The sequence below is a fragment of the Xenophilus azovorans DSM 13620 genome, from assembly GCF_000745855.1.
Taxonomy (GTDB): Bacteria; Pseudomonadota; Gammaproteobacteria; order Burkholderiales; family Burkholderiaceae_C; genus Xenophilus; species Xenophilus azovorans.
Window position 1 is genome coordinate 1 of record NZ_JQKD01000064.1, and the last position, 22,510, is coordinate 22,510.

Below are 22,510 nucleotides of genomic sequence, written 5' to 3' on the forward strand. Positions count from 1 at the left end.
CGCGCTGGTGGGCGTGGCGCCTTTGAATCGCGACTCCGGCCAGATGCGCGGGCAGCGTTGCATCTGGGGTGGGCGCGCCGATGTGCGACGAACGCTGTACATGGCCACCCTCACGGCAGTGCGGTACAACCCGGCGCTCAAGGCGTGCTACGAGCGCCTGCTGATGGCCGGCAAGCGCAAGAAGGTCGCCCTGGTCGCCTGCATGCGCAAGCTGCTGACGATGCTCAACGCCATCGCCAAACATGGCTCGATGTGGGATTCGACTATGCATTGCGCTTGACGAGCAAGACGGTTGCTCAGCCGGCGTGCGGGCGCAGGGCCTGCGCCAGCGCCGCCACGTCGCCCGCCGGCACCAGCGTCAGCCCCGGCTGGGGCGGCAGCCCGCAGGCCGGCGTGGCGATCACCGGCAGGCCGGCCGCCAGCGCCTGCAGGGCGGCGCGCGGCGAATGCTCCACATGGGCCGGCAGCACCGCCGCCCGGGCCTGGGCCCGCCAGTCGCTGCGATAACCCAGCGGAACGCACGGCAGGCCGGCCCAGTGCGGATCGTCCAGCGCCGGCGGGCTGCCCAGCACGCCCAGGCGCGTCGCCCGCCCGTCCTGCTGCAGATGCCGCAGCGCCGCCGCCAGTTCGCGGCTGCCCTTGCGCGGCAGGGCGCTGGACAGCAACACGACGAGCGGCGGCGACGCTGCCGGACCGCGGGTCGCCGCCGCGGGCGGGCACTGCCAGGGCAACTCGACCACTTCAGCAGACAACGTTTCACGTGCCCATTGCGCCACCGCATGGTGCGCGGTGAAGATCCGCCCGGCCTGGCGCAGGGCCTGCCATTCGGCTTCCGCGCAGGCTGGGTCCGGCCGGAAGTCGGCCAGGCTGGGCTCGTCGGGCCACACCTGGGCGGCGGCGTCCAGGCGTCGCGCGATCTCGCGCATGGGCAGCGCGGGCATCCACACGTCCAGCCGGCGGCCCGCCAGCGCGCCGTCGATCCACAGCGTGGGCAGGTAGGCCTGGTCCACCAGCAGCGCCACGTCGGCCGGACGCAGGGCGCGCGCGGCCTGGCGCGCCTGCCAGGCCTGCCCCTGCAGGATGCCGGCCTGCCGCCGGCCCGGCGAGCGGGCATGCCGCCGCAGGTGCCACGCCCGCCGCCATGCCAGCAGGCGCGCGGCAGCGCCGGGCGGCATCACCTCCCCGCCTTCGGGCGCACGCCGGCGCGCGACCAGCGCCCGCTGGCCCGGCGTCACGGCATGGGGCAGCACCCAGCGTCCAGGGGCCAGCCGTGGATCGGCAGCGGCAGCCTGCGCCAGTTCGGGCGGCACCCCTTCCAGCAGGGTCGCGCGCGCAGCCAGGGCGTCGACGGTGCCCGCGCGCTGCGGCGCATGGCGGAAGCACGCCGTCTCGTCGCAGCTCAGGCAGCCACGCGCCACCGGCGGCGCGGCCGCCTGCACGCGGCCGGTGCGCGGCACGGCGTCGATGGCGATGGTCCGCCGGCCCGCCGGCGGCGCCGCGGCGAACGCCCGCACGCGCACGACCAGCTCGTCCGCGTCCATCGCCACTTCCAGGCGCCACGGCATGTCGGCGCGCACGCGCAGGTCGATGTGCTTCCACAGCACGGTGGCATCAATGGCGTCGTGCGCACCGGGGGCCGCGCCCTCGGGCCGGGCGGTGTGCGCATGGCGCTCCGGCAGTGCCATGCCCGCACGATGGGCGGCGGTGGCCAGCGCGTTGGACAGCTGGCACAGGCCGCCGGCCAGCGTGGGCACCACGCAGCCCTCGCGCACCTCGCGCCCCGGCACATAGCCACGCCGCCGCGTGGCCCGCCCGAGCTGCTGCCAGAAGCTCAGCAGGCCGGCGGCGGGCAGCTCCAGTCCGTCGAAGGCCTGCCGGGCCAGCCGCAGGTTGTGCACCTTGCCGGCCACCAGCGCGAACTCGTCGGGGCGGCCGTCGGTCCACAGGGGGCTGCGCACCTCGGCCAGCACCGGCGCATCGCGCAGCCGGCTGGCGCCGGACGGCACGCGGCGCCAGGTCCGCACCTGCGGGTCGAATGCGTCCTGCACGATGCGCCGCGCCGTCAGCAAGCGGATGCGCACCCAGAACCACAGCGCCTGCCGGCGCGAGGGCAGCGGCATGCCGGGGGCGCGTGCGGCCATCTGCACGGCAGCCCCGGCCCGGCTCAGGCGCCCGCCACCTTCATCCGGTCGACGAGGATGGAGCCGGTGGTCTTGGCGCCGTAGTTGTAGGCATCGGCGCCCACGGCCTGGATGCCCAGCAGCATGTCCTTCAGGTTGCCGGCGATGGTGATCTCCTGCACCGGGAAGGCGATCTCGCCGTTCTCGACCCAGAAACCGCTGGCGCCGCGCGAATAGTCGCCCGTCACGTAGTTCACGCCCTGCCCCATCAGCTCGATGACGAACAGGCCGGTGCCGAGCTTGCGCAGCATGGCCTGAAGGTCGTCGTCCGGCTGCGTGAGGCGCGAGGACAGCGTCAGGTTGTGCGAGCCGCCGGCGTTGCCGGTGGTCTTCATCCCCAGCTTGCGCGCCGAGTAGGTGGACAGGAAGTAGCCCTCCAGCCGGCCGCCGTCGACCACCTTGCGCCTGTGTGTGACGACGCCCTCGTCGTCGAAGGGCGCGCTGCCCTTGCCGCGGGGCGCGAACGGGTCTTCCAGCACGTCGATGTGGCCGGGCAGCACCGGCTTGCCCAGCGAATCGAGCAGGAAGCTGCTGCGCCGGTACAGCGCGCCGCCGCTGGTGGCCTGCACCAGCGCGCCGAGCAGGCCGGCGGCCAGGGGCGACTCGAACAGCACCGGGCATTCGGTGGTCTTGATCTTGCGCGCCTTCAGCCGGCTGAGCGCGCGCTCGGCGGCATAGCGGCCCACCGCCTCGGGGCTGGCCAGCTCGTCGGCCGAGCGCATCGAGCTGTACCAGGCGTCGCGCTGCATGTCGTCGCCCTTGCCGGCGATGGGAGCGACCGAGATGGAATGGCGCGAGCTGGCATAGCCGCCACGGAAGCCGTGCGTGTGCGCGCTGAAGAAGTGGCTCTGCTGCGCCGAGACGCCGGCGCCCTCGCTGTTGGCGATGCGCTTGTCGGTGGCGAAGGCGGCCGCCTCGCAGGCCAGCGCCAGCTTCGCGGCGCCCTCGCTGTCGATGGCCCAGGGGTGGAACAGGTCCAGCTCGGGATGCTCGGTGGCGATGTCCGCCTCGTCCGGCAGGCCGCCCATCGGGTCCTCCGCCGTGAAGCGGGCGATGTCGTAGGCCGCCTGCACGGTCTGGCGGATGGCGGCCTCGGAGAAGTCGGAGGTGCTGGCGTTGCCGCGCCGGTGGCCCACGTAGACCGTCACGCCCAGCGACTTGTCGCGGTTGCGCTCCACGTTCTCCAGCTCGCCCTTGCGCACCGAGACGGTGAGGCCGCACCCTTCGGACGCCTCGGCGCCGGCGTCGGTGGCACCCAGCTTTTTCGCATGGGCCAGGGCGGTGTCGACCAGGTTCTCGAAGAAGTCCCGGCTGTAGGCAAAGCCGGTATCGGCGCGCGATGTGAGGGTGCTCATGTGGGGGACAATCATAGCGGCGCACCCCTTTTCTGCCGGGTGCCGGACCCCATTCATCCCCATGCCACGCAAACCCAAGAAAGGCTACTTCGTCCGCGGCCATTTCGTCGCCGAAGGCAGCGAACTGGACGCCGAGCTCAAGCGCGAGCTCAAGGGCGGCGTCGAGACCAGCAAGACCGAACTCAAGCGCGAGAGCACCGAGCTGCAGGCGCTGGGCGAGAAGCTGCTGGACCTGCGCGCCGAGGCGATGGCCCGGCTGGACCTGCCCGAGTCGCTGCTGGAGGCGCTGGCCGAGGCGCGCCGCATCAGCAACTTCGAGGGCCGGCGCCGCCAGATGCAGTACGTCGGCAAGCTGATGCGCAAGCTGGACGCCGCCACGCTCGACGCCGCGCGCCTGGCGCTGGACGAGCAGGCGCACGGCCCCGCGCAGGACACCGCCCTGCTGCACGAGGCCGAGCGCTGGCGCGAGCGCCTGCTGGCCGGCGACGACGCGCTCGGCGGCTGGATAGAGACCCATCCCGGCACCGATGCGCAACAGTTGCGCGCGCTGGTGCGCCAGGCGCGCAAGGACTTCCAGGCCGGCCGCGCCGGCGAGGCGCCGCGCCAGGGCAAGGCGTACCGCGAGCTGTTCCAGCTGCTGCGTGCCCAGCTCGCGGTGCACGGCGACGCGGACCACGGCGAGCAGGCGGCGGCCGAGTCGCGCGAGGAAGACGCATGACCGACGCGTTCGACCCCGTCGCCATCGGCATCGTCTCGGTGAGCGACCGCGCTTCCAGCGGCGTCTACCAGGACCAGGGCCTGCCCGCCCTGCAGGACTGGCTGACGCGCGCGCTGAAGAACCCGATCCGCTTCGAGCCGCGCCTCATCCCCGACGAGCAGGAGCGCATCAGCGCCGCGCTGGTCGACCTGGTGGACGCCGGCTGCGCGCTGGTGCTGACCACCGGCGGCACCGGCCCCGCCCCGCGCGACGTGACGCCCGAGGCCACCCTGGCCGTGGCCGACAGGGTGATGCCCGGCTTCGGCGAACAGATGCGCCAGATCAGCCTGGCCTTCGTGCCCACCGCCATCCTCTCGCGGCAGATGGCGGTGATCCGCGGTAAGAGCCTCATCATCAACCTGCCGGGCCAGCCCAAGGCCATCGCCGAGACGCTGGAAGGACTGAAAGCGCCGGACGGCACGCAGAAGGTGCCCGGCATCTTCGCGGCGGTGCCCTACTGCATCGACCTCATCGGCGGGCCGTACCTCGAAACCCACGAGGCGGTCTGCAAGGCCTTCCGGCCCAAGTCGGCGGTCCGGCCGCCGCGCGGCTAGCTAGAACTCCGCGTCCAGCTCGTCGATCTCGTCGGGCTCGGCCAGCGCGCCGGCCACCCATTCGCGCATGGCCGGCAGCGCCATCACCTGCTGGCAGTAGGCGGCGCAGGTCTCGTCCAGCGCCACGCCGTAGGTCAGGAAGCGCGTGACCACCGGCGCGTACATCGCGTCCGCCATGCCGGGCCTGCTGCCGAAGAGGCAGGGGCCGCCGTAGGCCGCCAGGCACTCGCGCCAGATCTCCGTCACGCGGTCGATGTCGGCCTGCGCGCGCGACCACACCTTGAAGCCCTCGAAGCGGGCCTTGATGTTCATCGGCAGCGCGCCGCGCAGCGAGGCGAAACCCGAGTGCATCTCGCCGCACACCGAGCGACAGTGCGAGCGCGCCCCGGCATCCGCCGGCAGCAGCCCCGCCTTCGGCCTGATCTCGTGCAGGTACTCGCTGATGGCCAGCGTGTCCCAGACGTGGATGCCGTTGTGGTCCAGCGCCGGCACGCGCAGCGACGAGGCCAGCAACAGGATCTCCGCCTTCATCGCCGGGTCGTCCGGCGGGATGATCCTCTCGGCGAAGTCCAGCCCGGCGAAGCGGCACATCAGCCACCCGCGCAGCGCCCAGGCGCCGTAGTTCTTGCTGCTGATGGTGAGGACGGCCTTGGGCATGGGTGCTGCTCCTGCGGATGCGACGCGCGGCCGGAACGCCGCCCCGCAGGCCGCGTGCAAAGCCTGTGCCAGAACGGTGCGCACCGGCCTGGCGCGCAACTTGCCTCACCCGACCCATGCTGTACCAGGCTTACCAGGCCCAGGCCGACCTGTTGTCGCCGGTGCGCCTCGCGGCGCAGTTCATGGGGCCGGCCCTGTGGTTCGAGGGCACCGAGCGCAGCGCCCTGCGCCGGCTGTCCGCCGCCATGGACGTCTTCACCCGCCTGAAGCTCACCCACGCCCGGCCGGCCTACGGCATCGCCGAGGTGCAGGCGGACGGCGGGCCCGTCGCGGTGCGCGAGGAGAAGGCGCTGGTCGCGCCCTTCGGCACGCTGCTGCGCTTCGTCAAGGATCGGTCCGCCGGCGCGCCGCCGGAGCCCCCGGTGCTGCTGGCCGCCCCGCTGTCGGGCCACTTCGCCACCCTGCTGCGCGAGACGGCGCGCACGCTGCTGCGCGACCACGACGTCTACATCACCGACTGGCACAACGCCCGCGACGTGCCGCTGGGCCACGGGCATTTCGGGCTGGACGAATACACCCTGCAGCTCATCGCCTTCCTGCGCGCCATCGGCTCCGGCGTGCACCTGGTGGCGGTGTGCCAGCCCTGCGTGGCGGCGCTGGCCGCCACCGCGCTGATGGCCGAGGACGACGACCCCGCCGCGCCGCGCAGCCTGACGCTGATGGCCGGGCCGGTGGACTGCCGCGTCAACCCCACGCAGGTGAACCGGCTGGCCACCGAGCGGCCCATCGGCTGGTTCGAGCGCAACCTGATCAGCCGCGTGCCGATGCCGCATGCCGGCTTCGGGCGGCGGGTGTACCCGGGCTTCGTCCAGCTCGCGGCCTTCATGAGCATGAACCTGGAGCGCCACAAGGAGCAGTTCCGCCGGCTCTACCACCACCTGGTCGAAGGCGAGATGGACCAGGCGGCGGCCATCCGCGCCTTCTACGAGGAGTACTTCGCCGTCAACGACCTGCCGGCCGAGTTCTACCTGGAGACGGTGGAGCGCGTGTTCCAGACCTACGACCTGCCGCTGGGCCGCCTCACGGTGCACGGCCGCGCGGTGGACCCGCGCGCCATCCGCCGCACCGCGCTGCTGACCGTCGAGGGCGAGCGCGACGACATCTGCGCGGTCGGGCAGACGATGGCGGCGCAGGAGCTGTGCAGCGGCGTGCGGCCCTTCCTCAAGTCGCACCACCTGCAGGCCGGCGTGGGCCACTACGGCGTGTTCAGCGGCAGCCGCTGGAACACGCAGATCTACCCGCGCGTGCGCGAGACCATCCGTGCCGCGGCGGAGCTGCCTTGAGGCCGATGCGGCGGCGTCAGGCAGCCGGCGCGGCCGCACGCCGCCGGGCGGCCAGTGCGGTCAGCCGCTCGCCCAGGAATTCCGCCAGCGCCCGCGCCGCCGCGCTGCGCAGCGGCTCGGGCCGGCGCAGCAGCACCACGCGCCGCTCGATCTTCGGCTGGCGCAGCGGCACCACGCGCAGTTCGGGGTCGTGCAGCGCCACGGTGTACAGCCGCGGCATCAGCCCCAGCGCCAGCCGGCTGCGCGCCAGTGCATGCAGCGTCTCGGCATAGCGCACGCGCAGCGGCTGCGGCCCGCCCTCGCCGAACTGCGCGCGCGCCGGGCCGCCCAGGGCCGGCATGCTGCCGCTCTCGAAGAAGGCCAGCCGCTCGCTGCCCAGCGCCTTCCAGCTCGCGCTGCGGGCCACGGCGAGGGGATGGTCGCGGTGCACGACCAGCACCAGCGGGTCGCGGAACAGGTCGGTGCAGGCCAGGCCTTCGGGCGCCTCGGTGATCGCCGCCACCGCCACGTCGAGCTGGCCGCCGCGCAGGCGCTCCACCAGCTCGGTGGAAGGCGCGTCGGCCCACTCCACACTCACCGCGTCGGGCTGCCGCGCCTCGAAGGCGGCCACCGCCGCCGCCACCTGCCGGCTGGCCGAGGGGATGACGCCGATGCGCACGTGGGCGCGCCCGCGCACCACCACGTTGCGGATGTCGCGCAGCGCCTGGTCCACGGTGTTGACCACGAAGTCGGTGCGCTCCAGCACCTCGGCGCCCAGCGGCGTGAGCGCCAGGCGGTGCGTGGTGCGCTCCAGCAGCGGCGCGCCCAGCAGGCGCTCCATCTGCTTGATGGCGTTGCTCAGCGCCGGCTGGGTGATCGACAGGCGCTGCGCGGCGCGGCCGAAATGGCCTTCCTGCACCAGCACCGAGAAGCACTGGAGGTGGCGCAGCGTCAGGGCGCGCAGCGGGGGCGGGTCCATCGGGTCGTGTTCATCACTTTCCTGAATGGAATTATAGAAATTCATCACTTCTTCTTTGGGCCGGCGCTTCCTAGACTCCGGCGCATGCACGCTGCCCCGGCCACCCCCGATGCCCTGCTCACGCTGGAGCAGATGCTCCACGCCATGCCCAAGGCCGAACTGCACTGCCACCTGTTCGGCACCGTGCGCCGCGCCACCTTCGAGGCGCTGAACCGCCGCGCCGGCATGCCGCTCGCGGAGGAAGAGGTGCGCGCCTTCTATACGCGCGGCGACAAGCCCGTGGGCGTGCTGCGCGTGCTGCGCGCGCTCGACGCCTGGCTGATCCGCACGCCCGACGACCTGCACCGCCTGGCCTACGAGTACCTGGAGGACGCCGCCGCCCACAACGTGCGCTACAGCGAGTTCTTCTGGAACCCCACCGGCACCGCAGCCGAGTCGGGCATCCCCTACGCCCGCGCGCAGGAGGCCATCGTGCGCGCCATCCGTGACGCCGAGGCCGACCACGGCATCGCCGGCCGCCTGGTGGCCGCCATCGACCGCGAGGCCAGCCCCGAGGCGGCGCAGCAGATGGTCGAGTGGGTGACCGCGCACCGCAACGAGCACACGCTGGGCATCGGCATCGACTACCGCGAGACCGACCGGCCGCCGGAACTGTTCGCCCAGGCCTATGCCGACGCCCGCCGCGCCGGCCTGAAGACCACCGCGCACGCCGGCGAGTTCGGCACGCCCTGGACCCACGTGCGCACCGCGCTGGACGTGCTGAAGGTCGACCGCATCGACCACGGCTACACGGTGGTCGACGAACCCGCCTTCGCCCGCGAATGCGCCGAGCGCGGCGTGCTGTTCACCGTGGTGCCCACCAACTCCTACTACCTGCGCACCCTGCCGCCCGAGCGCTGGGCGCTGGACCACCCGATCCGCCGCATGCCCGGCCTGGGCCTCTTGGTGCACCCCAACACCGACGACCCGACGCTGCACCACGTCACGCCGACGCGGGCCTGGCTGATGATGGTGCGCGACTTCGGCTTCGGCCTGGATGATCTGCGCGCCTTCCTCGACAACGGCCTGGCCGGCGCCTGGATCGACGACGGCCAGCGCCGCACCTGGTGCACGCAATGGCTGGCCGAGTTCGACGCGCTGCGCGCACGGATTTCCCCCGACGCCCTGCCCCAAAGACACTGACCATGCCCCCGATCAAACCCCTCGCCCTCGCCGCCCTCCTGGCCACCGCCCTGCCCGGCGCCGCCTTCGCCCAGGCCGCCTGGCCCGCCGGCAAGGCCATCACGCTGATCGTGCCCTACTCGGCCGGCGGCAGCGTGGACTTCAACGCCCGCCTGGTCGCCACCAAGCTGGGCGAGCGGCTCAAGCAGTCGGTGGTGGTCGAGAACGTCGCCGGCGCGGGCGGCGTGATCGGCGTCGCCAAGGCCGCCAACGCCGCGCCCGACGGCTACACCCTGGTGGCCGGCCCCGACAGCGTGATGGCGATCGGCCGGCTGATCAACCCGGCCGCCTTCAAGTTCGACCCGCTGAAGGACCTGGCGCCGGTGGGCATGCTCAACACCGCGCCGATGGTGCTGGTGGCGCGCCCCGGCCTGCCGGCGCAGAACTGGGCCGAGTTCGTCAGGCTCGCCAAGGCCGCGCCCGGCAAGTACAACTACGCGACCTCCGGGGTGGGCACGGTGCTGCACCTGGCGATGGAGCTGATCAAGCAGCGCGAAGGCATCTTCGTGACGCACGTGCCCTACCGCGGCGGCGCGCAGATCGCCACCGACGTGATCGGCAACCAGATCGACCTGGCCATGCTGGTGAGCACCAGCGCCATCCCGCACGTCGCCGGCGGCCGCCTGAAGGCGCTGGGCGAGACGGACGACAAGCGGCTGAAGGCGCTGCCCCAGGTGCCGGCCTTCGGCGAGATGCCGGGCCTGAAGGGCTATTCGATGCTGAGCTGGACCGGCATCTTCGCGCCGGCCAGGACGCCGGCGCCGGTGGTGCAGCGCCTGAACGAGGAACTCAACGCCGTGCTGAAGGACCCGGAGGTGCGTGCCAAGCTGGAGGAACAGGGCGCGCTGCCGGGCAGCGGATCGCCCGAGGAACTCGGCCGGTTCGTGCAGGCCGAGTACGCGCGCAACCAGAAGATCGTGCAGGCCGCGAACATCAAGGAGTGACGCCGCCGCGGCGGCTGCGCCCCAGGGGCGGGGGCGCGCAGCGGGAGGGGCCTCAGCTGCCCTCTTCCTCCGCCGGCCAGTCGCGGATGTAGGCCTTGAGCATCTTGTTCTCGAAGTTCTGGCTGTCGACCACCGCCTTGGCCACGTCGTAGAAGCTGATCACGCCCATCAGCATGCGCTTGTCCATCACCGGCATGTAGCGCGCGTGGTGGTCCAGCATCATGCGGCGGACCTCGTCGAGGTCGGTGTCCATGGTGGAGGTGAGCGGCTTGTCGTCCATCGCCTTGCGCACCGGCGTGCTGCCGACCACGCCGCCGTTGGCCTGGATCGCGAGGATCACCTCGCGGAAGGTGAGCATGCCCACCAGCTCGCCGCGCTCCATCACCACCAGCGAGCCGATGTCCTTCTCGGCCATCACGTTCACCGCGTCGGACAGCGGATCGTCGGGCGTGATGGTGAAGAGCGTGTTGCCCTTCACACGCAGGATGTCGCTGACTTTCATCGGGGTGCTCCTCTCTGCTCTCGGCCACATTGGCCGGATGAATATAGCCCACAATGTGCGACCGGCAACAGCGCGTTGCCGGCACGGGCCGTCCCGTTCGTGACCGGGCGTTACCGGCCCCTCTTTCCCAGGAGACGAAAGCATGCATCCCACCCAGGGCCGCGCAGCATGAGCGGCTATTCCGACCCCGGCTTCGACACGCTCGCGGTGCACGCGGGCGCCGCCCCCGACCCGGCCACGGGCGCGCGCGCGGTGCCGATCCACCTGACCACCTCCTTCGTCTTCGAGTCCAGCGACCACGCGGCCGCCCTGTTCAACCTGGAGCGCTCCGGCCACGTCTACAGCCGCCTGAGCAACCCCACCAACGCGGTGCTGGAGCAGCGCGTGGCGGCGCTGGAAGGCGGCATCGGCGCCATCGCCACCGCCAGCGGCCAGGCGGCGCTGCACCTGGCGGTGGCCACGCTGATGGGCGCGGGCTCGCACATCGTCGCCAGCACGGCCCTGTACGGCGGCTCGCAGAACCTGCTGCACTACACGATGCGGCGCTTCGGCATCGAGACCACCTTCGTCAAGCCGGGCGACATCGACGGCTGGCGCGCCGCGATCCGGCCCGAGACGAAGCTGCTCTTCGGCGAGACGGTGGGCAACCCCGGCCTGGACGTGCTGGACATCCCCACCGTGGCGCAGATCGCGCACGAGGCGAAGGTGCCGCTGCTGGTCGACTCGACGCTGACCTCGCCCTACCTGATCCGCCCCTTCGAGCACGGCGCCGACCTGGTCTACCACTCGGCCACCAAGTTCCTCTCCGGCCACGGCACCGTCATCGGCGGCGTGCTGGTGGACGGCGGCAGCTTCGACTGGGACGCTTCGGACGGGAAATTCGCCGAGCTGAGCGCGCCCTACGACGGCTTCCACAACATGGTGTTCACCGAGGAGTCCACCGTCGGCGCCTTCCTGCTGCGCGCGCGGCGCGAGGGCCTGCGCGACTTCGGCGCCGCCATGAGCCCGCACACCGCCTGGCTGATCCTGCAGGGCATCGAGACGCTGCCGCTGCGCATGGAGCGGCACATCGCCAACACCGAGAAGATCGTGCGCTTCCTCGCGAGCCACCCCTTCGTCTCGCGCGTGGGGCATCCGCTGCTCGAAGCGCACCCGAGCCACGCGCTGGCGAACCGGCTGCTCAGGCACGGCGCCCGGGGCGCGGGCTCGGTGTTCAGCTTCGACATCAAGGGCGACCGCGAGCAGGGCAAGAAGTTCATCGAGGCGCTCAAGCTCTTCAGCCACTTGGCGAACGTGGGCGACTGCCGCTCGCTGGTGATCCACCCGGCCAGCACCACGCATTTCCGCATGACCGACGAGGCGCTGGCCGCCGGCGGCATCGGGCAGGGGACGATCCGCCTGTCGATCGGGCTGGAGGACCCCGACGACCTGATCGACGACCTCAAGCGCGCGCTGAAGGCGGCCGAGAAGGCGGGGGGCTGAGATGGAGCTGAACGTCAACGGCCACCGCACCTACTGCTACACCGGCGGCAAGCCCTTCGACGCGGCCCGGCCCACGGTCGTGTTCATCCACGGCGTGCTGAACGACCACAGCGTGTGGATCCTGCAGAGCCGCTACCTGGCGCACCACGGCTTCAACGTGCTGGCGGTGGACCTGCCCGGCCACTGCCGCAGCGCCGGCGACGCGCCGGAGACGGTGGAGCAGGCCGCCGACTTCGTCGCCGCGCTGCTCGACGCCGCCGGCGTGCAGCGCGCCGCGCTGGTGGGCCACAGCTGGGGCTCGCTGATCGCGCTGGAGGCGGCTGCCCGCCTGGGCGAGCGCGTCACGCACCTGGCGCTGGTGGGCACCGCCTTCCCGATGAAGGTCTCGCAGGCGCTGCTCGACGCCTCGCAGAACGACCCGGAGGCGGCGCTGAAACTGGTCAACGTGTTCTCGCGCTCCACCCTGGCGGCGCCGCCCTCGGCGCTGGGGCCCGGCACCTGGGTCTACGGCGCGGGCATGGCACTGGGCCGGCGGGTGCTGCGCAGCAACCCGGGGGTCAACGTGTTCCACCGCGGCTTCCTGGCCTGCGACCGCTACGCCAACGGCGAGAACGCCATCGCGCAAATCGCCTGCCCGGTGCTCTTCGCGCTCGGCGCGCAGGACCAGATGACCTCGCCGCGCGCGGCGCAGGGCCTGATCGCCCGGGCGCGCGAGAGCGGCAAGCGTGTGGAGGTCGCTTCGCTGCCCGTCGGCCACCACCAGATGACCGAGACGCCGGACGCGCTGCTCTTCGCGCTGCGGGACTTTCTGGCGCGCTGAACGGGGAAGCACTGGCGTTCGACAGATTTGGCAAAATTTGCCAAACTCTCGCCATGAGCACCATGAACATCTCCCTGCCTGATGCCCTGAAGTCCTTCGTGGACGAGCAGGTCAGCCAGCGAGGCTATGGCACCAGCAGCGAATACGTGCGCGAACTGATCCGCCGCGACCAGGATCGGCAACAACTGCGCGGCCTGCTGCTGGCGGGTGCAGGCTCGGCCCCCTCGGCAACCGCGTCGGCAGCCTATTTCGAAGGACTGCGCGACCAAGTGCGCAAGACGGCCGGCCGCCGCGCCAAACCGTGACGGCCAAGCCCGTCATCCCGCGCATGCGGGCCAGCCAGGATGTGGACGAGGCGATTGCCTACTACCTGGCCGTCGACGCCGAGGCTGCGGCGATCGGCTTCGTGGATGCATTGGAGCGGGCCTACGCGCACATCGGCCGCCATCCGGCCACCGGCTCCACGCGCTACGCACACGAACTGGACCTGCCGGGCCTGCGCACCTGGCGGCTGAACCGCTACCCCCATCTGGTGTTCTACGTGGAGCAGGCGGACCACGTCGATGTCTGGCGCATGCTGCACGGCCAACGCGATGTGCCGGCCTGGATGCAGGCGGCGGACGCGCCTTGACGGGCGCGTCGGTCAGCCCACGTGCAGCGCGAAGGCAGCCGGATCGCGCTCGATGCCGGCGATGAGCGCATGCACATGCGCCTCGGCCGGCTGCGCCGCCGGCAGTGCGCCGAGCAGGCGCGACAGCGCCTGCGCGTTCGGCAGCATCGGCCCCAGGAAGCGCTGCCCGCCGGCATCGACCACCAGCAGTGTCGGGAAGGTCTCGACATCGAATTCGTCCGCCAGTTCGGCGTGGTCCTCGATGTCGACCCAGGCGAAGCGCATCTGCGGATGCGCCTGCGCCACCTGCTGCATCAGCGGGCGGTAGTCGCGGCAGGTGCCGCACCATTCGGCGCACAGGCACACGACCCAGGGAGCGTCGGAAACAGGGGGATTCGGCAGCAAGGCGGTGGCGGCAGGCAGGGATGCGAGGGATGGCCGCCACGCAGGCGGCTCGCTATTATGGTCAGGCGCCCGGCTGCGTGCCGGCGCCCCTGAAGGAGACCGCGATGAACCCCGCCACGCCCTCCCCCGGCCAGGCCCGCACGGCCGGCGCAGCCGTCGATCCGCGCCAGTTCACGAGCTTCGCCGAGTTCTACCCCTTCTACCTGAGCGAGCATTCCGACCGGACCTGCCGGCAGCTGCATTTCGTCGGCTCCTCCCTGGCGCTGGCCTGCCTGGCCGCGCTGGTGTTCACCGGCAACCCGTGGTGGCTGCTGATCGGCCTGGTGTGCGGCTACGGCTTCGCCTGGGTGGGCCACTTCGCGTTCGAGAAGAACAGGCCCGCCTCCTTCAAGCGGCCGCTCTACAGCTTCATGGGCGACTGGGTCATGTACCGCGACATCTGGCTGGGCCGCATCAGGTTCTGAACGGCCTGCGGGTCGACGGCGGCCTTCTCCGACGGCTCGTCCTTCGCCAGCACATCGCGCAGGCGCAGCGCATCCAGCGCGCCGCGCGTCCACAGCCCTTCCAGGCTGGGCGAGCGCGGCAGCATGAGCGCCTCGGCCAGCGGCGCCAGCGGCGTGGCGTCCGGGTCGGCCAGCAGCACGTAGCGCGGATCCCGCGTTTCCTCGACCTCGGCCAGCTCGCCCACCCAGTCCAGCGCCACCAGCGCCTCCAGCACGGCGGCCAGCTGCAGGGCGTCGACCCGCATGCGCGCCACCAGCTCGCTGGCGCCCAGGCCCTTGAACGGCTGCGCGCGCGCCCGCTCCAGGTGCTGCAGCGCCTCCACCGCCAGCTGCATCGGCCAGCCGGGGCCGCCGCCACGGCGCGCCACGCCGGTCAGCAGGCTGGGCAGGTAGGCGGCGATCACCGCGCCCAGCAGCACGATCACCCAGGCCACGTAGATCCACACCAGCAGGATCGGCACCGTGGCGAAGGCGCCGTACAGCACCGAATAGGTCGGGACGGTGCCCAGGTACCAGGTCAGCACGCGCTTGGCGACCTCGATGGCGGCGGCGACGAACACGCCGCCGGCCCAGGCGTGCGACCAGCGCACGTGGGTGTTGGGCACGTAGTGGTACAGCGCCGCCATGCCGGCCGCCAGCAGCAGGAACTCCAGCGCGTCGAACAGCAGCTTCAGCGCGCTGCCGTCGTGGAAGATGCCGCGCGAGGCGGTGAACACCCAGGCCGTGGTCGACAGGCTGGCCGCCAGCACCAGCGGCCCGAGCGTGATGGCGGCCCAGTAGATCAGGATGCGCTGCCCCAGCGGCCGCGGGCGCGGCACGCGCCAGATATTGTTGAGCGTGCGGTCGATGGTGAGGATGAGCGCGATGGCCGTCACCAGCAGCACGCCCAGGCCGGCGATGCCCAGCCCGCTGGCCTTGCTGGCGAACTGGGTGAGGTAGCCCAGCACCTGGCGCGAGATGTTCTCGGGCACCAGGCTGTCCACCAGCCAGCGCTGCAGGCGGCCCTGCATGGTGGCGAACATCGGGAACACGGTGAACAGCGCCAGCGCCAGCGTGAAGAAGGGCACCAGCGCGATGGTGGTGGTGAAGGTCAGGCTGCTGGCGGTCAGCCCCAGGCGGTCTTCGCGGAAGCGCTCGCCCAGCACGGCGGCGGTGTTGCGCCAAGGGAAGCGGGACAAGTCCCTCCAGAGCTGGCGGCGGTTCATGGGTCGGTATTATTCCCACCCCCAGTCTTCGCGCACTTCGTGTCGCTCCGCCAACCCCCTCAAGGGGGGCACACGCAGCGGCCCGGCCAAGCCGGTTCCGCGGGTGTTCCCGCATGGCCTGCTCCGCGGCCGTCGGTCCCGCTTGGTTTCGAGTGACACGTGCGCAAACTGCTCAACACCCGACATGACTCCGGTCGCCCCCTCCCCCGCCGTCGCATGGACCCGCACGCTCGCGGTGGGCTGCCTGCTCGGCCTGGTCGCGCTGTGCCTGGCCTGGGAGCTGTGGCTGGCGCCGCTGCGGCCCGGCGGCTCCTGGCTGGCGCTGAAGGCGCTGCCCCTGGTGGTGCCGCTGGCCGGGCTGCTGAAGAACCGCATGTACACCTACCGCTGGGTGAGCCTGCTGGTGTGGCTGTACTTCACCGAAGGCGTGGTGCGCGCCTGGAGCGACACCACCGCCGCCAGCCGCGCGCTGGCCTGGGTGGAGATCCTGCTGTGCCTGGGCCTGTTCGTCGCCTGCGCGCTGCACGTGCGGCTGCGCCTGCGGGCGGCCCGGACGCTCAACGAAAGACCTGCCTCGTGACCGACCTGATCGATTCCCTGCGTGCCATCGTCGGCGCGCCCAACGTGCTGACCGACGGCGACCTGGGCGCCTGGGAGCAGGACTGGCGCAAGCGCGCCCGCGGCAAGGCGCTGGCCGTGGTGCGGCCGGCCGACACGGCGCAGGTGGCGGCGGTCGTGAAGGCCTGCGCGGCGGCGGGCACGGCGATCGTGCCGCAGGGCGGCAACACCGGGCTGGCGGTCGGCGCCATCCCCGACGACAGCGGCACGCAGGTGGTGCTCAGCCTCACGCGCATGAACGCCATCCGCGGCATCGATGCCGCCAACCTCACCGTGACGGTGGAGGCCGGCTGCGTGCTGCAGACGCTGCAGGAGGCGGCCGACCAGGCGGGCTTCCTCTTCCCGCTGAGCCTGGCGGCCGAGGGCAGTTGCACCATCGGCGGCAACCTGGCCACCAACGCCGGCGGCACGCAGGTGGTGCGCTACGGCAACACGCGCGAGCTGTGCCTGGGCCTGGAGGTGGTGACGGCGCAGGGCGAGGTGTGGGACGGCCTGACCGGCCTGCGCAAGGACAACACCGGCTACGACCTGCGCGACCTGCTGGTCGGCAGCGAGGGCACGCTGGGCGTCATCACCGCGGCGACGATGAAGCTCTACCCCAGGCCGGCGGCGCAGCTCACGGCCTGGGCGGCGGTGCCGAGCTTCGACGCGGCGGTGGACCTGCTGGGCCTGGCGCACCGGCAGCTCGGCCCCGGCCTCACCGGCTTCGAGGTGATGGGCCGCTTCGCGCTGAGCCTGGTCGGCAAGCACATGCCGCAACTGCGCGTGCCCTTCATCGGCGACGAGACGGTGCCGGGCTTGCCGCCGGGCCGCCCCAAGACAAGCCCAGCCCCCTCGGGGGGCAGCGAAGCACACGAAGTGGCGAGCGTGGGGGCACCCTATTTCGTGCTGCTGGAGAACTCCGACAGCGAATCGGAGGACCATGCCCGCGCCCGTTTCGAGGCGCTGCTGGAAACCGCCTTCGAGGCCGGCTGCGTCACCGACGCGGTGGTGGCCGAGAGCCTCTCGCAGGCGCACGAGCTGTGGCACATCCGCGAGAGCATCCCGATGGCGCAGGCCGAGGAAGGCCTGAACATCAAGCACGACATCTCGATCCCCGTCTCGCGCATCCCCGCCTTCTGCGCCGAGACCGACGCGCTGCTGGCGCGCGAGATCCCCGGCGTGCGGCTGGTCAACTTCGGCCACCTGGGCGACGGCAACCTGCACTACAACGTGCAGGCGCCCGCCGAGGGCGATGCGAAGGCCTTCCTGCGCGACCAGGAGGAGCGCGTCAACGCCCTCGTCTACGAGCAGGTGGCGAAGTACGGCGGCTCCTTCTCCGCCGAGCACGGCATCGGCGGCCTGAAGGTGGGCACGCTGGAGAAGCACAAGTCGCCGGCGGCCTTGTCCATGATGCGCGCCATCAAGCAGGCGCTGGACCCGCGGGGCATCCTGAACCCCGGGCGGGTGCTGCGGGCCTGACGCAGGCCGGCCCGCTCAGCCGCGCAGGAAGGCGAGCAGCGATTCGTTGAACACCCCCGCGTGCGAGACGTTCAGGCCGTGCGTGCCGCCGCTGACCGTCACCAGCCGGCTGTGCGGGATGGCGCGGTGGGTGCGCAGGCCCGAGCCCTCGATGGGCACGATCGCATCCGCGTCGCCGTGGATCACCAGCGTGGGCACGCTCACCCGGCCCAGGTCGGCGCGGAAGTCGGTGCCGCCGAAGGCGTCCATGCAGGCCAGCGCCGCATGCTGCGCCGACTGGTGGCACAGCGCCAGCGCCTCGGCGCGCTGCGCCGGGCTGACCCGAAGCTCGCCGCCGGCCGAGAAGAAGTCCTGTGTGAACTGCTCGAAGAAGGCGTCGCGGTCGCGCTCCAGCGCCTGGCGCTGCTGCCGCGCCTGCTCCGGCGTGAGCGGCCCCTCGGGGTTGTCCGCGGTCATCATCAGGCAGGGCGGCACGGCCGCGGCGAAGACCACGCTGCGCAGCCGCGCCTGGCCATGGCGCGCGATGTAGCGCGCCACCTCGCCGCCGCCCATCGAGAAGCCGACCAGCGTCGCGTCTTCCAGGCCGCAGTGCTCGATCACGTGTGCGAGGTCGTCGGCCAGCACGTCGTAGTCGTAGCCCGTGGCCGGCTTGTCGGAGCGGCCGAAGCCGCGCCGGTCGTAGGCCACCACGCGGTGGCCGGCCGCGCGCAGCACCGCCACCTGCGGTGTCCACGCCTGCGCCGAGAGCGGCCAGCCGTGGATCAGCACCACGGGCCGGTCCGCCCCGCCGCTGTCCTCGACGTGCAGCCGCACCGTGTCGGCCTGCCCGGGCGATGATGCGGCCGCGCCCACGGCCTGGCCGCCCAGGGCGCCGGCCAGCCCGCCGAGCGCCACCCCGACGAAGCCGCCCAGCGGCCCCGCCACCGCGGTGCCGAGCGTGGCGCCCGTGGCCGCGCCGACCATGGCGCCGCCGCCGGCCAGCACCGAGCGGGCCTCGCGCCGTGCCTCCTCGCCTTCGAGCGGCTGCTGCGCTTCGGGGCGCGGGTCCTGCGAGGGAATGCCGTAGCCGGGGCGGGCCTGCGCGGCCAGGTCCGGATCGGCGGGCGGCGTGGAAGGCGGTGGTGAGGTCGATGACGTCATGGGGCGGCTCCTGGGGCGGTTCGTCGAGGAAGGCGGCGGGCGGGCGGCCCGCGCGGCGTTCTTCCATCTGACGCCGGCGGCGCCGCGCGCGCTGCCGTCCCGCGGACCATGCGGCCGTCGGACGAGGCCGATGCGGCGCGCCCGCCGTTCCCCTCAGGGCGCCGTGGCCCGCTCCAGCGTGCCGAGCCAGCGCAGGGCCTGCACGCGATCGCCGCCGCACATCTCCTCGGCCGGCTGCAGGCTGGCGCACACCGCGGGCCGCTCGGGGCGGCCGAAGAGGCGGCAGCGCAGGTGCTCGTCCAGTTGCACGCAGGGCACGCCGGCCGGCTTGCCTGCCGGCATGCCGGGAATGGGCGAACTGATCGAGGGCGCGATGCAGCAGGCGGCGCAGCCGCTGCGGCAGGCGGGCGAGGTCGAAGGCATCGGGCGATTGAAGCACGGGGCGGCCACCCTCGCCGCCCTCCCCATGACACCTGCATAGAATCGACGCTTCGTCCTCGCCTGAAGGGCTCCTTCATGCCGAGCTTCGGGCCGCAGGCAGGCCGGTCGTGATGGACTCGGCATCCATCGGCGCACGGCCAGCCACCGGCCTGCGACACCCCCTTTGGCTCGTATTGACCGCATGGCCGACATGACCGACCACCCCATCCGCTCCCAATACGAAGACTTCATGCGCCACGTGGACACGCACGGCGTGTTCAAGGCCGACCGCACCGGCACCGGCACCAAGAGCGTGTTCGGCTACCAGATGCGCTTCGACCTCGCCGAAGGCTTCCCGCTCGTGACGACGAAGAAGGTGCACCTGAAGTCCATCATCCACGAGCTGCTGTGGTTCCTGCAGGGCTCCTCGGACAACAACTGGCTGCGCGAGCGCGGCGTGACGATCTGGGACGAATGGGCGCGCGAGGACGGCGACCTCGGCCCCGTCTACGGCGTGCAGTGGCGCAGCTGGCCCACGCCGGACGGCGGCCACGTCGATCAGATCGCCGAGGTGGTCAAGCAGCTCAGGACCAACCCGGACTCGCGCCGCATCATCGTGAGCGCCTGGAACGTGGCCGACCTGCCGAAGATGGCGCTGATGCCCTGCCACGCCTTTTTCCAGTTCTACGTGGCCGAGGGGCGCCTGTCGTGCCAGCTCTACCAGCGCAGCGCCGACATCTTCCTGGGCGTGCCCTTCAACATCGCCAGCTACGCGCTGCTGACGCACATGCTGGCGCAGCAGTGCGACCTGGCGGTGGGCGACTTCGTCTGGACCGGCGGCGACTGCCACATCTACAGCAACCACGCCGAGCAGGTGGCGCTGCAGCTCTCGCGCGATCCGCGGCCCTACCCCACCCTGCGCATCAAGCGCCGCCCGCCGTCGATCTTCGACTACGAATACGAGGACTTCGAGATCGAGGGCTACGACCCGCACCCGGCCATCAAGGCGCCGGTGGCGGTGTGAGCGGCCCCGCGCAGCCGATGGGCCGCCTGAACCTCATCTACGCGCGCGCCGCCAACGGCGTGATCGGCGCGAACGGCGCGCTGCCCTGGCACCTGCCGGAAGACATGGCGCACTTCCGCCGCCTGACCAGCGGCTGCCCGGTGGTCATGGGCCGCAAGACCTGGGACTCGCTGCCCGCCCGCTTCCGCCCGCTGCCGGGCCGGCAGAACATCGTCGTCACGCGCCAGCCGGACTGGCACGGCGACGGCGCGCAGCGCGCAGCCAGCCTGCGCGAGGCGCTGTCGCTCGCCGGCGCGGCGCCCGAGGTCTGGGTGATCGGCGGCGCGCAGATCTATGCCGAGGCCGAGCCGCTGGCGCAGCGCGCGGTCGTCACCGAGATCGCGCGCGACTTCGAGGGCGATGCCTTCGCCCCCACGCTCGCCGACGGCTGGCGCGAGACGGCGCGCGAAGCCGCGGTGTCGGCGGACGGGCTGCCGTTCGCCTTCGTCACCCTCGAGCGCACGGGCTGAGCCGCGATGCGGCGCGTGCCCAGGCCCGGCGCGGCGACCCGGCGGCAGTGGCTGGGCCTGGCGGCGTCGATGGCGTGGGCGCCGGCGCAGGCCACCCTGCGCGACGACGAGCGCGTCCTCTTCCTGCCGGGCACCGCGCGCCGGCTCGACGCCGGACGCATCGAGGCCGACCTGCATGCCTGGGTCTACGAGCCCGAGCGCCGGCCCGGACTGCGCACCGCCTTCGCCCGCTACCTGGGCCTGGACCAGAGCGCCATGTCCGCCGCCGACCGCGAGCGCTTCCGCCGGCGCTGCGGTCTCTTCCTGGCGGATTCGGAACGGGGCAAGGAGGTCGTGGTCCGCTTCGACGCCGTGCCGGCGCAGCCGGTGCGCCTGCCCGCCACCGACGCCGCCGGCCGCAGCCGCCTGCGGGCGGTGATCGACGGCGCGCCGCGCCGCGGCAACACGGCGCACCTGGACTTCCATGCCGTGCTGGCCGATGGCGACACGCGCCGCTTCGCCGGCCGCGCCCTGCTGGTGCCGCCGGAAGGCCTGTCGGTGGTCTCGGACATCGACGACACCATCAAGCTCACCGAGGTGCGCGACCGGCGCGAGATGCTGCTCAACACCTTCGCCCGGCCGTCGCGCGCGGCGCCCGGCATGGCGGCCCGCTACCGCCGGCTGGCCGCGGCGCCCGGCGCGCGCGTGCACTACCTGTCGGCCAGCCCGATGCAGTTGCTGCCGGTGCTGGAGGACTTTCTGGCCGCGGCGGGCTTCCCCCGCGGCAGCCTGCACCTGCGGGAGAGCACGAGCTGGCGCTCGCTGGTGCCCGGCGAGGGCGAATCGAGGGCGCACAAGCTCGGCGCGATCGCGCAACTGCTGCACGACTTCCCGGCCCGGCGCTTCCTGTTCGTCGGCGACTCCGGCGAGGCCGATCCCGAGATCTACGCCGAGGTGGCCCGGGCGCATCCCGGACGCGTGCAGGCGATCCTGATCCGCGACGTGACCGGCGAGGGCCGCGACGCGCCGCGCTACCGGGCGGCCTTCGAAGGCATCGAGCCCGGCCGGTGGCACCTGCTGCCGCCGGACGGCGGCGCATGGCCGCGCCTGCCGGCCTGAGCGGACCCGCTCAGTACTTCAGCCGCCCCCGGCTGTCGACGACGCCGATGTCCACGAAGGCGGCACCCACGTTGTTCCTGGTCTCGGTGAAGTCGACCGGGTAGCCGCCGAGGTCCACGCGCAGGCCGCGCAGCGCGGCATGCACCTTCTCCGGCGTCGGGTTCGAGCCGGCGCGGCGGATGGCCTCGCCCGCGACCCGCGCGTTCACGTAGCCGATGATCTGCATCGACGAGCGCGTCTTGACTTCCGGCAGGTACTTGTCCATGGCCGCGCGGAAGTCGCGCGAGAGCTGCGTGGACGAGGTCTCGGGGTTGGGCGTGACCTGCGCCAGCGCGACGCCCACGGCGTCCTTGAGCGGCACCTTCTGCAGGATCGCCGCCGTCGGCACGTACGACAGGCTGTAGATGGGCGTGTGGTCGCCGATGGCGCGCAGGTCGCGCACCATCGCGGCCCCGCTGCTGGGCGTGAGGATTGACCCTGCCTAGATTTCACGTACAGCAAGAAGTTGGAAACTTCAAAGGTACGGAGAATCGAGATGAAAGAAGGCAGGCTGCCCAAGAGGCAGTACACAGAGGAATTCAAGGCCGAGGCCGTCAGGCTGGCGGCCTCGGTGGGCGGCCACGAGGCAGCGCGGCGCCTGGGCGTGCCGGTGGCCACGGTGGGAAACTGGTCCAGGCGCGGTGTTGCCTCGGCCACCACCGGCGGTACGGTAGCGTCGGGTGATTCACCCGCCCGGCGCCCCGT

The 22,510-nt window shown here is 72.3% G+C and carries 27 protein-coding genes; 17 read left to right on the top strand and 10 right to left on the bottom strand.

Going from position 1 to position 22,510, the window contains the following annotated elements; genetic code table 11:
* The coding region (locus Q392_RS23440; protein WP_038213302.1) for a transposase at positions 1 to 280 on the top strand (280 nt) is incomplete at its 5' end.
* 16 nt (positions 281 to 296) lie between these two features.
* Here Q392_RS23440 and Q392_RS23445 read toward each other — a convergent pair.
* Positions 297 to 2,141: a VanW family protein gene (locus Q392_RS23445; protein ID WP_038213354.1), complete on the bottom strand. Its 1,845-nt coding sequence runs from the start codon at positions 2,139 to 2,141 to the stop codon at positions 297 to 299.
* A gap of 23 nt (positions 2,142 to 2,164) precedes the next feature.
* Positions 2,165 to 3,535 (bottom strand): metalloprotease PmbA, encoded by a 1,371-nt coding sequence (gene pmbA, locus Q392_RS23450; protein WP_038213305.1) that lies wholly within the window; start codon positions 3,533 to 3,535, stop codon positions 2,165 to 2,167.
* Between the two features lie 61 nt (positions 3,536 to 3,596).
* On the opposite strand from pmbA, the gene yjgA reads away from it, so the two are divergent.
* Positions 3,597 to 4,253: a ribosome biogenesis factor YjgA gene (gene yjgA / locus Q392_RS23455; protein WP_038213308.1), complete on the top strand. Its 657-nt coding sequence runs from the start codon at positions 3,597 to 3,599 to the stop codon at positions 4,251 to 4,253.
* On the top strand, positions 4,250 to 4,846 hold the full coding sequence (gene mog / locus Q392_RS23460; RefSeq protein ID WP_038213311.1) for a molybdopterin adenylyltransferase: 597 nt from the start codon (positions 4,250 to 4,252) through the stop codon (positions 4,844 to 4,846). The genes yjgA and mog overlap by 4 nt, the downstream gene beginning before the upstream one ends.
* On the opposite strand, the gene Q392_RS23465 is transcribed toward mog, so the two are convergent.
* Positions 4,847 to 5,503: a glutathione S-transferase gene (locus Q392_RS23465; RefSeq protein WP_038213314.1), complete on the bottom strand. Its 657-nt coding sequence runs from the start codon at positions 5,501 to 5,503 to the stop codon at positions 4,847 to 4,849.
* A gap of 116 nt (positions 5,504 to 5,619) precedes the next feature.
* Here Q392_RS23465 and Q392_RS23470 point away from each other — a divergent pair, with 116 nt between their 5' ends.
* A complete protein-coding gene (locus Q392_RS23470; protein ID WP_038213316.1) occupies positions 5,620 to 6,846 on the top strand; it encodes a polyhydroxyalkanoate depolymerase in 1,227 nt (408 codons plus the stop codon).
* Between the two features lie 16 nt (positions 6,847 to 6,862).
* On the opposite strand, the gene Q392_RS23475 is transcribed toward Q392_RS23470, so the two are convergent.
* A complete protein-coding gene (locus tag Q392_RS23475; protein WP_342665633.1) occupies positions 6,863 to 7,849 on the bottom strand; it encodes a LysR family transcriptional regulator in 987 nt (328 codons plus the stop codon).
* Positions 7,850 to 7,888: 39 nt separating this feature from the next.
* Here Q392_RS23475 and add point away from each other — a divergent pair, with 39 nt between their 5' ends.
* Positions 7,889 to 8,986, top strand: a complete 1,098-nt coding sequence (gene add / locus Q392_RS23480) for an adenosine deaminase (RefSeq protein ID WP_038213322.1) — start codon at positions 7,889 to 7,891, stop codon at positions 8,984 to 8,986.
* A 2-nt stretch (positions 8,987 to 8,988) separates the two neighbouring features.
* A complete protein-coding gene (locus Q392_RS23485; RefSeq protein ID WP_038213324.1) occupies positions 8,989 to 9,969 on the top strand; it encodes a Bug family tripartite tricarboxylate transporter substrate binding protein in 981 nt (326 codons plus the stop codon).
* 52 nt (positions 9,970 to 10,021) lie between these two features.
* Here the strand turns inward: Q392_RS23485 and Q392_RS23490 are convergent, their stop codons facing one another.
* Entirely contained in the window at positions 10,022 to 10,471 is a 450-nt protein-coding gene (locus Q392_RS23490; RefSeq protein ID WP_038213327.1) for a CBS domain-containing protein, read from the bottom strand.
* 168 nt (positions 10,472 to 10,639) lie between these two features.
* On the opposite strand from Q392_RS23490, the gene Q392_RS23495 reads away from it, so the two are divergent.
* Genes Q392_RS23495 through Q392_RS23510 form a run of 4 tightly spaced genes read left to right on the top strand, consistent with a single transcriptional unit; the run spans position 10,640 to position 13,404 of the window.
* Positions 10,640 to 11,953: an O-acetylhomoserine aminocarboxypropyltransferase gene (locus Q392_RS23495; protein WP_038213330.1), complete on the top strand. Its 1,314-nt coding sequence runs from the start codon at positions 10,640 to 10,642 to the stop codon at positions 11,951 to 11,953.
* Position 11,954: 1 nt separating this feature from the next.
* Complete coding sequence (locus Q392_RS23500) at positions 11,955 to 12,773, top strand: alpha/beta fold hydrolase (RefSeq protein WP_038213332.1); 819 nt, start codon at positions 11,955 to 11,957, stop codon at positions 12,771 to 12,773.
* A gap of 53 nt (positions 12,774 to 12,826) precedes the next feature.
* On the top strand, positions 12,827 to 13,078 hold the full coding sequence (locus tag Q392_RS23505; RefSeq protein ID WP_038213334.1) for a type II toxin-antitoxin system ParD family antitoxin: 252 nt from the start codon (positions 12,827 to 12,829) through the stop codon (positions 13,076 to 13,078).
* On the top strand, positions 13,075 to 13,404 hold the full coding sequence (locus tag Q392_RS23510; protein ID WP_038213336.1) for a type II toxin-antitoxin system RelE/ParE family toxin: 330 nt from the start codon (positions 13,075 to 13,077) through the stop codon (positions 13,402 to 13,404). Before Q392_RS23505 ends, Q392_RS23510 begins: the two co-directional genes overlap by 4 nt.
* Before the next feature lie 12 nt (positions 13,405 to 13,416).
* On the opposite strand, the gene Q392_RS23515 is transcribed toward Q392_RS23510, so the two are convergent.
* Entirely contained in the window at positions 13,417 to 13,788 is a 372-nt protein-coding gene (locus tag Q392_RS23515; protein WP_245610789.1) for a thioredoxin family protein, read from the bottom strand.
* 104 nt (positions 13,789 to 13,892) lie between these two features.
* On the opposite strand from Q392_RS23515, the gene Q392_RS23520 reads away from it, so the two are divergent.
* Positions 13,893 to 14,252, top strand: a complete 360-nt coding sequence (locus Q392_RS23520) for an Mpo1-like protein (protein ID WP_038213356.1) — start codon at positions 13,893 to 13,895, stop codon at positions 14,250 to 14,252.
* On the opposite strand, the gene Q392_RS23525 is transcribed toward Q392_RS23520, so the two are convergent.
* Entirely contained in the window at positions 14,189 to 15,496 is a 1,308-nt protein-coding gene (locus tag Q392_RS23525) for a YihY family inner membrane protein (RefSeq protein ID WP_084217356.1), read from the bottom strand. The two genes, Q392_RS23520 and Q392_RS23525, sit on opposite strands and share 64 nt — an antisense overlap.
* A gap of 184 nt (positions 15,497 to 15,680) precedes the next feature.
* Here Q392_RS23525 and Q392_RS23530 point away from each other — a divergent pair, with 184 nt between their 5' ends.
* Both Q392_RS23530 and Q392_RS23535 read left to right on the top strand, forming a co-directional pair.
* Entirely contained in the window at positions 15,681 to 16,076 is a 396-nt protein-coding gene (locus tag Q392_RS23530) for a DUF2069 domain-containing protein (RefSeq protein ID WP_038213342.1), read from the top strand.
* On the top strand, positions 16,073 to 17,575 hold the full coding sequence (locus Q392_RS23535; protein WP_038213345.1) for an FAD-binding oxidoreductase: 1,503 nt from the start codon (positions 16,073 to 16,075) through the stop codon (positions 17,573 to 17,575). The genes Q392_RS23530 and Q392_RS23535 overlap by 4 nt, the downstream gene beginning before the upstream one ends.
* 15 nt (positions 17,576 to 17,590) lie before the next feature.
* Here the strand turns inward: Q392_RS23535 and Q392_RS23540 are convergent, their stop codons facing one another.
* Positions 17,591 to 18,715, bottom strand: a complete 1,125-nt coding sequence (locus Q392_RS23540; protein WP_245610790.1) for an alpha/beta fold hydrolase — start codon at positions 18,713 to 18,715, stop codon at positions 17,591 to 17,593.
* Positions 18,716 to 18,868: 153 nt separating this feature from the next.
* Positions 18,869 to 19,138, bottom strand: coding sequence for a YkgJ family cysteine cluster protein (locus Q392_RS23545; protein ID WP_084217357.1), 270 nt, complete (start codon positions 19,136 to 19,138; stop codon positions 18,869 to 18,871).
* A gap of 208 nt (positions 19,139 to 19,346) precedes the next feature.
* On the opposite strand from Q392_RS23545, the gene Q392_RS23550 reads away from it, so the two are divergent.
* Genes Q392_RS23550 through Q392_RS23560 form a run of 3 tightly spaced genes read left to right on the top strand, consistent with a single transcriptional unit; the run spans position 19,347 to position 21,766 of the window.
* Positions 19,347 to 20,159, top strand: coding sequence for a thymidylate synthase (locus tag Q392_RS23550; RefSeq protein WP_038213361.1), 813 nt, complete (start codon positions 19,347 to 19,349; stop codon positions 20,157 to 20,159).
* A 17-nt stretch (positions 20,160 to 20,176) separates the two neighbouring features.
* A complete protein-coding gene (locus Q392_RS23555) occupies positions 20,177 to 20,668 on the top strand; it encodes a dihydrofolate reductase (RefSeq protein ID WP_038213349.1) in 492 nt (163 codons plus the stop codon).
* Between the two features lie 6 nt (positions 20,669 to 20,674).
* Entirely contained in the window at positions 20,675 to 21,766 is a 1,092-nt protein-coding gene (locus Q392_RS23560; RefSeq protein WP_051953894.1) for an App1 family protein, read from the top strand.
* A gap of 10 nt (positions 21,767 to 21,776) precedes the next feature.
* On the opposite strand, the gene Q392_RS23565 is transcribed toward Q392_RS23560, so the two are convergent.
* Positions 21,777 to 22,238 (bottom strand): ABC transporter substrate-binding protein, encoded by a 462-nt coding sequence (locus Q392_RS23565; protein ID WP_281173447.1) that lies wholly within the window; start codon positions 22,236 to 22,238, stop codon positions 21,777 to 21,779.
* Between the two features lie 63 nt (positions 22,239 to 22,301).
* Between Q392_RS23565 and Q392_RS32220 the strand changes: the two genes are divergently transcribed.
* The coding region (locus tag Q392_RS32220) for a transposase (protein WP_245610791.1) at positions 22,302 to 22,510 on the top strand (209 nt) is incomplete at its 3' end.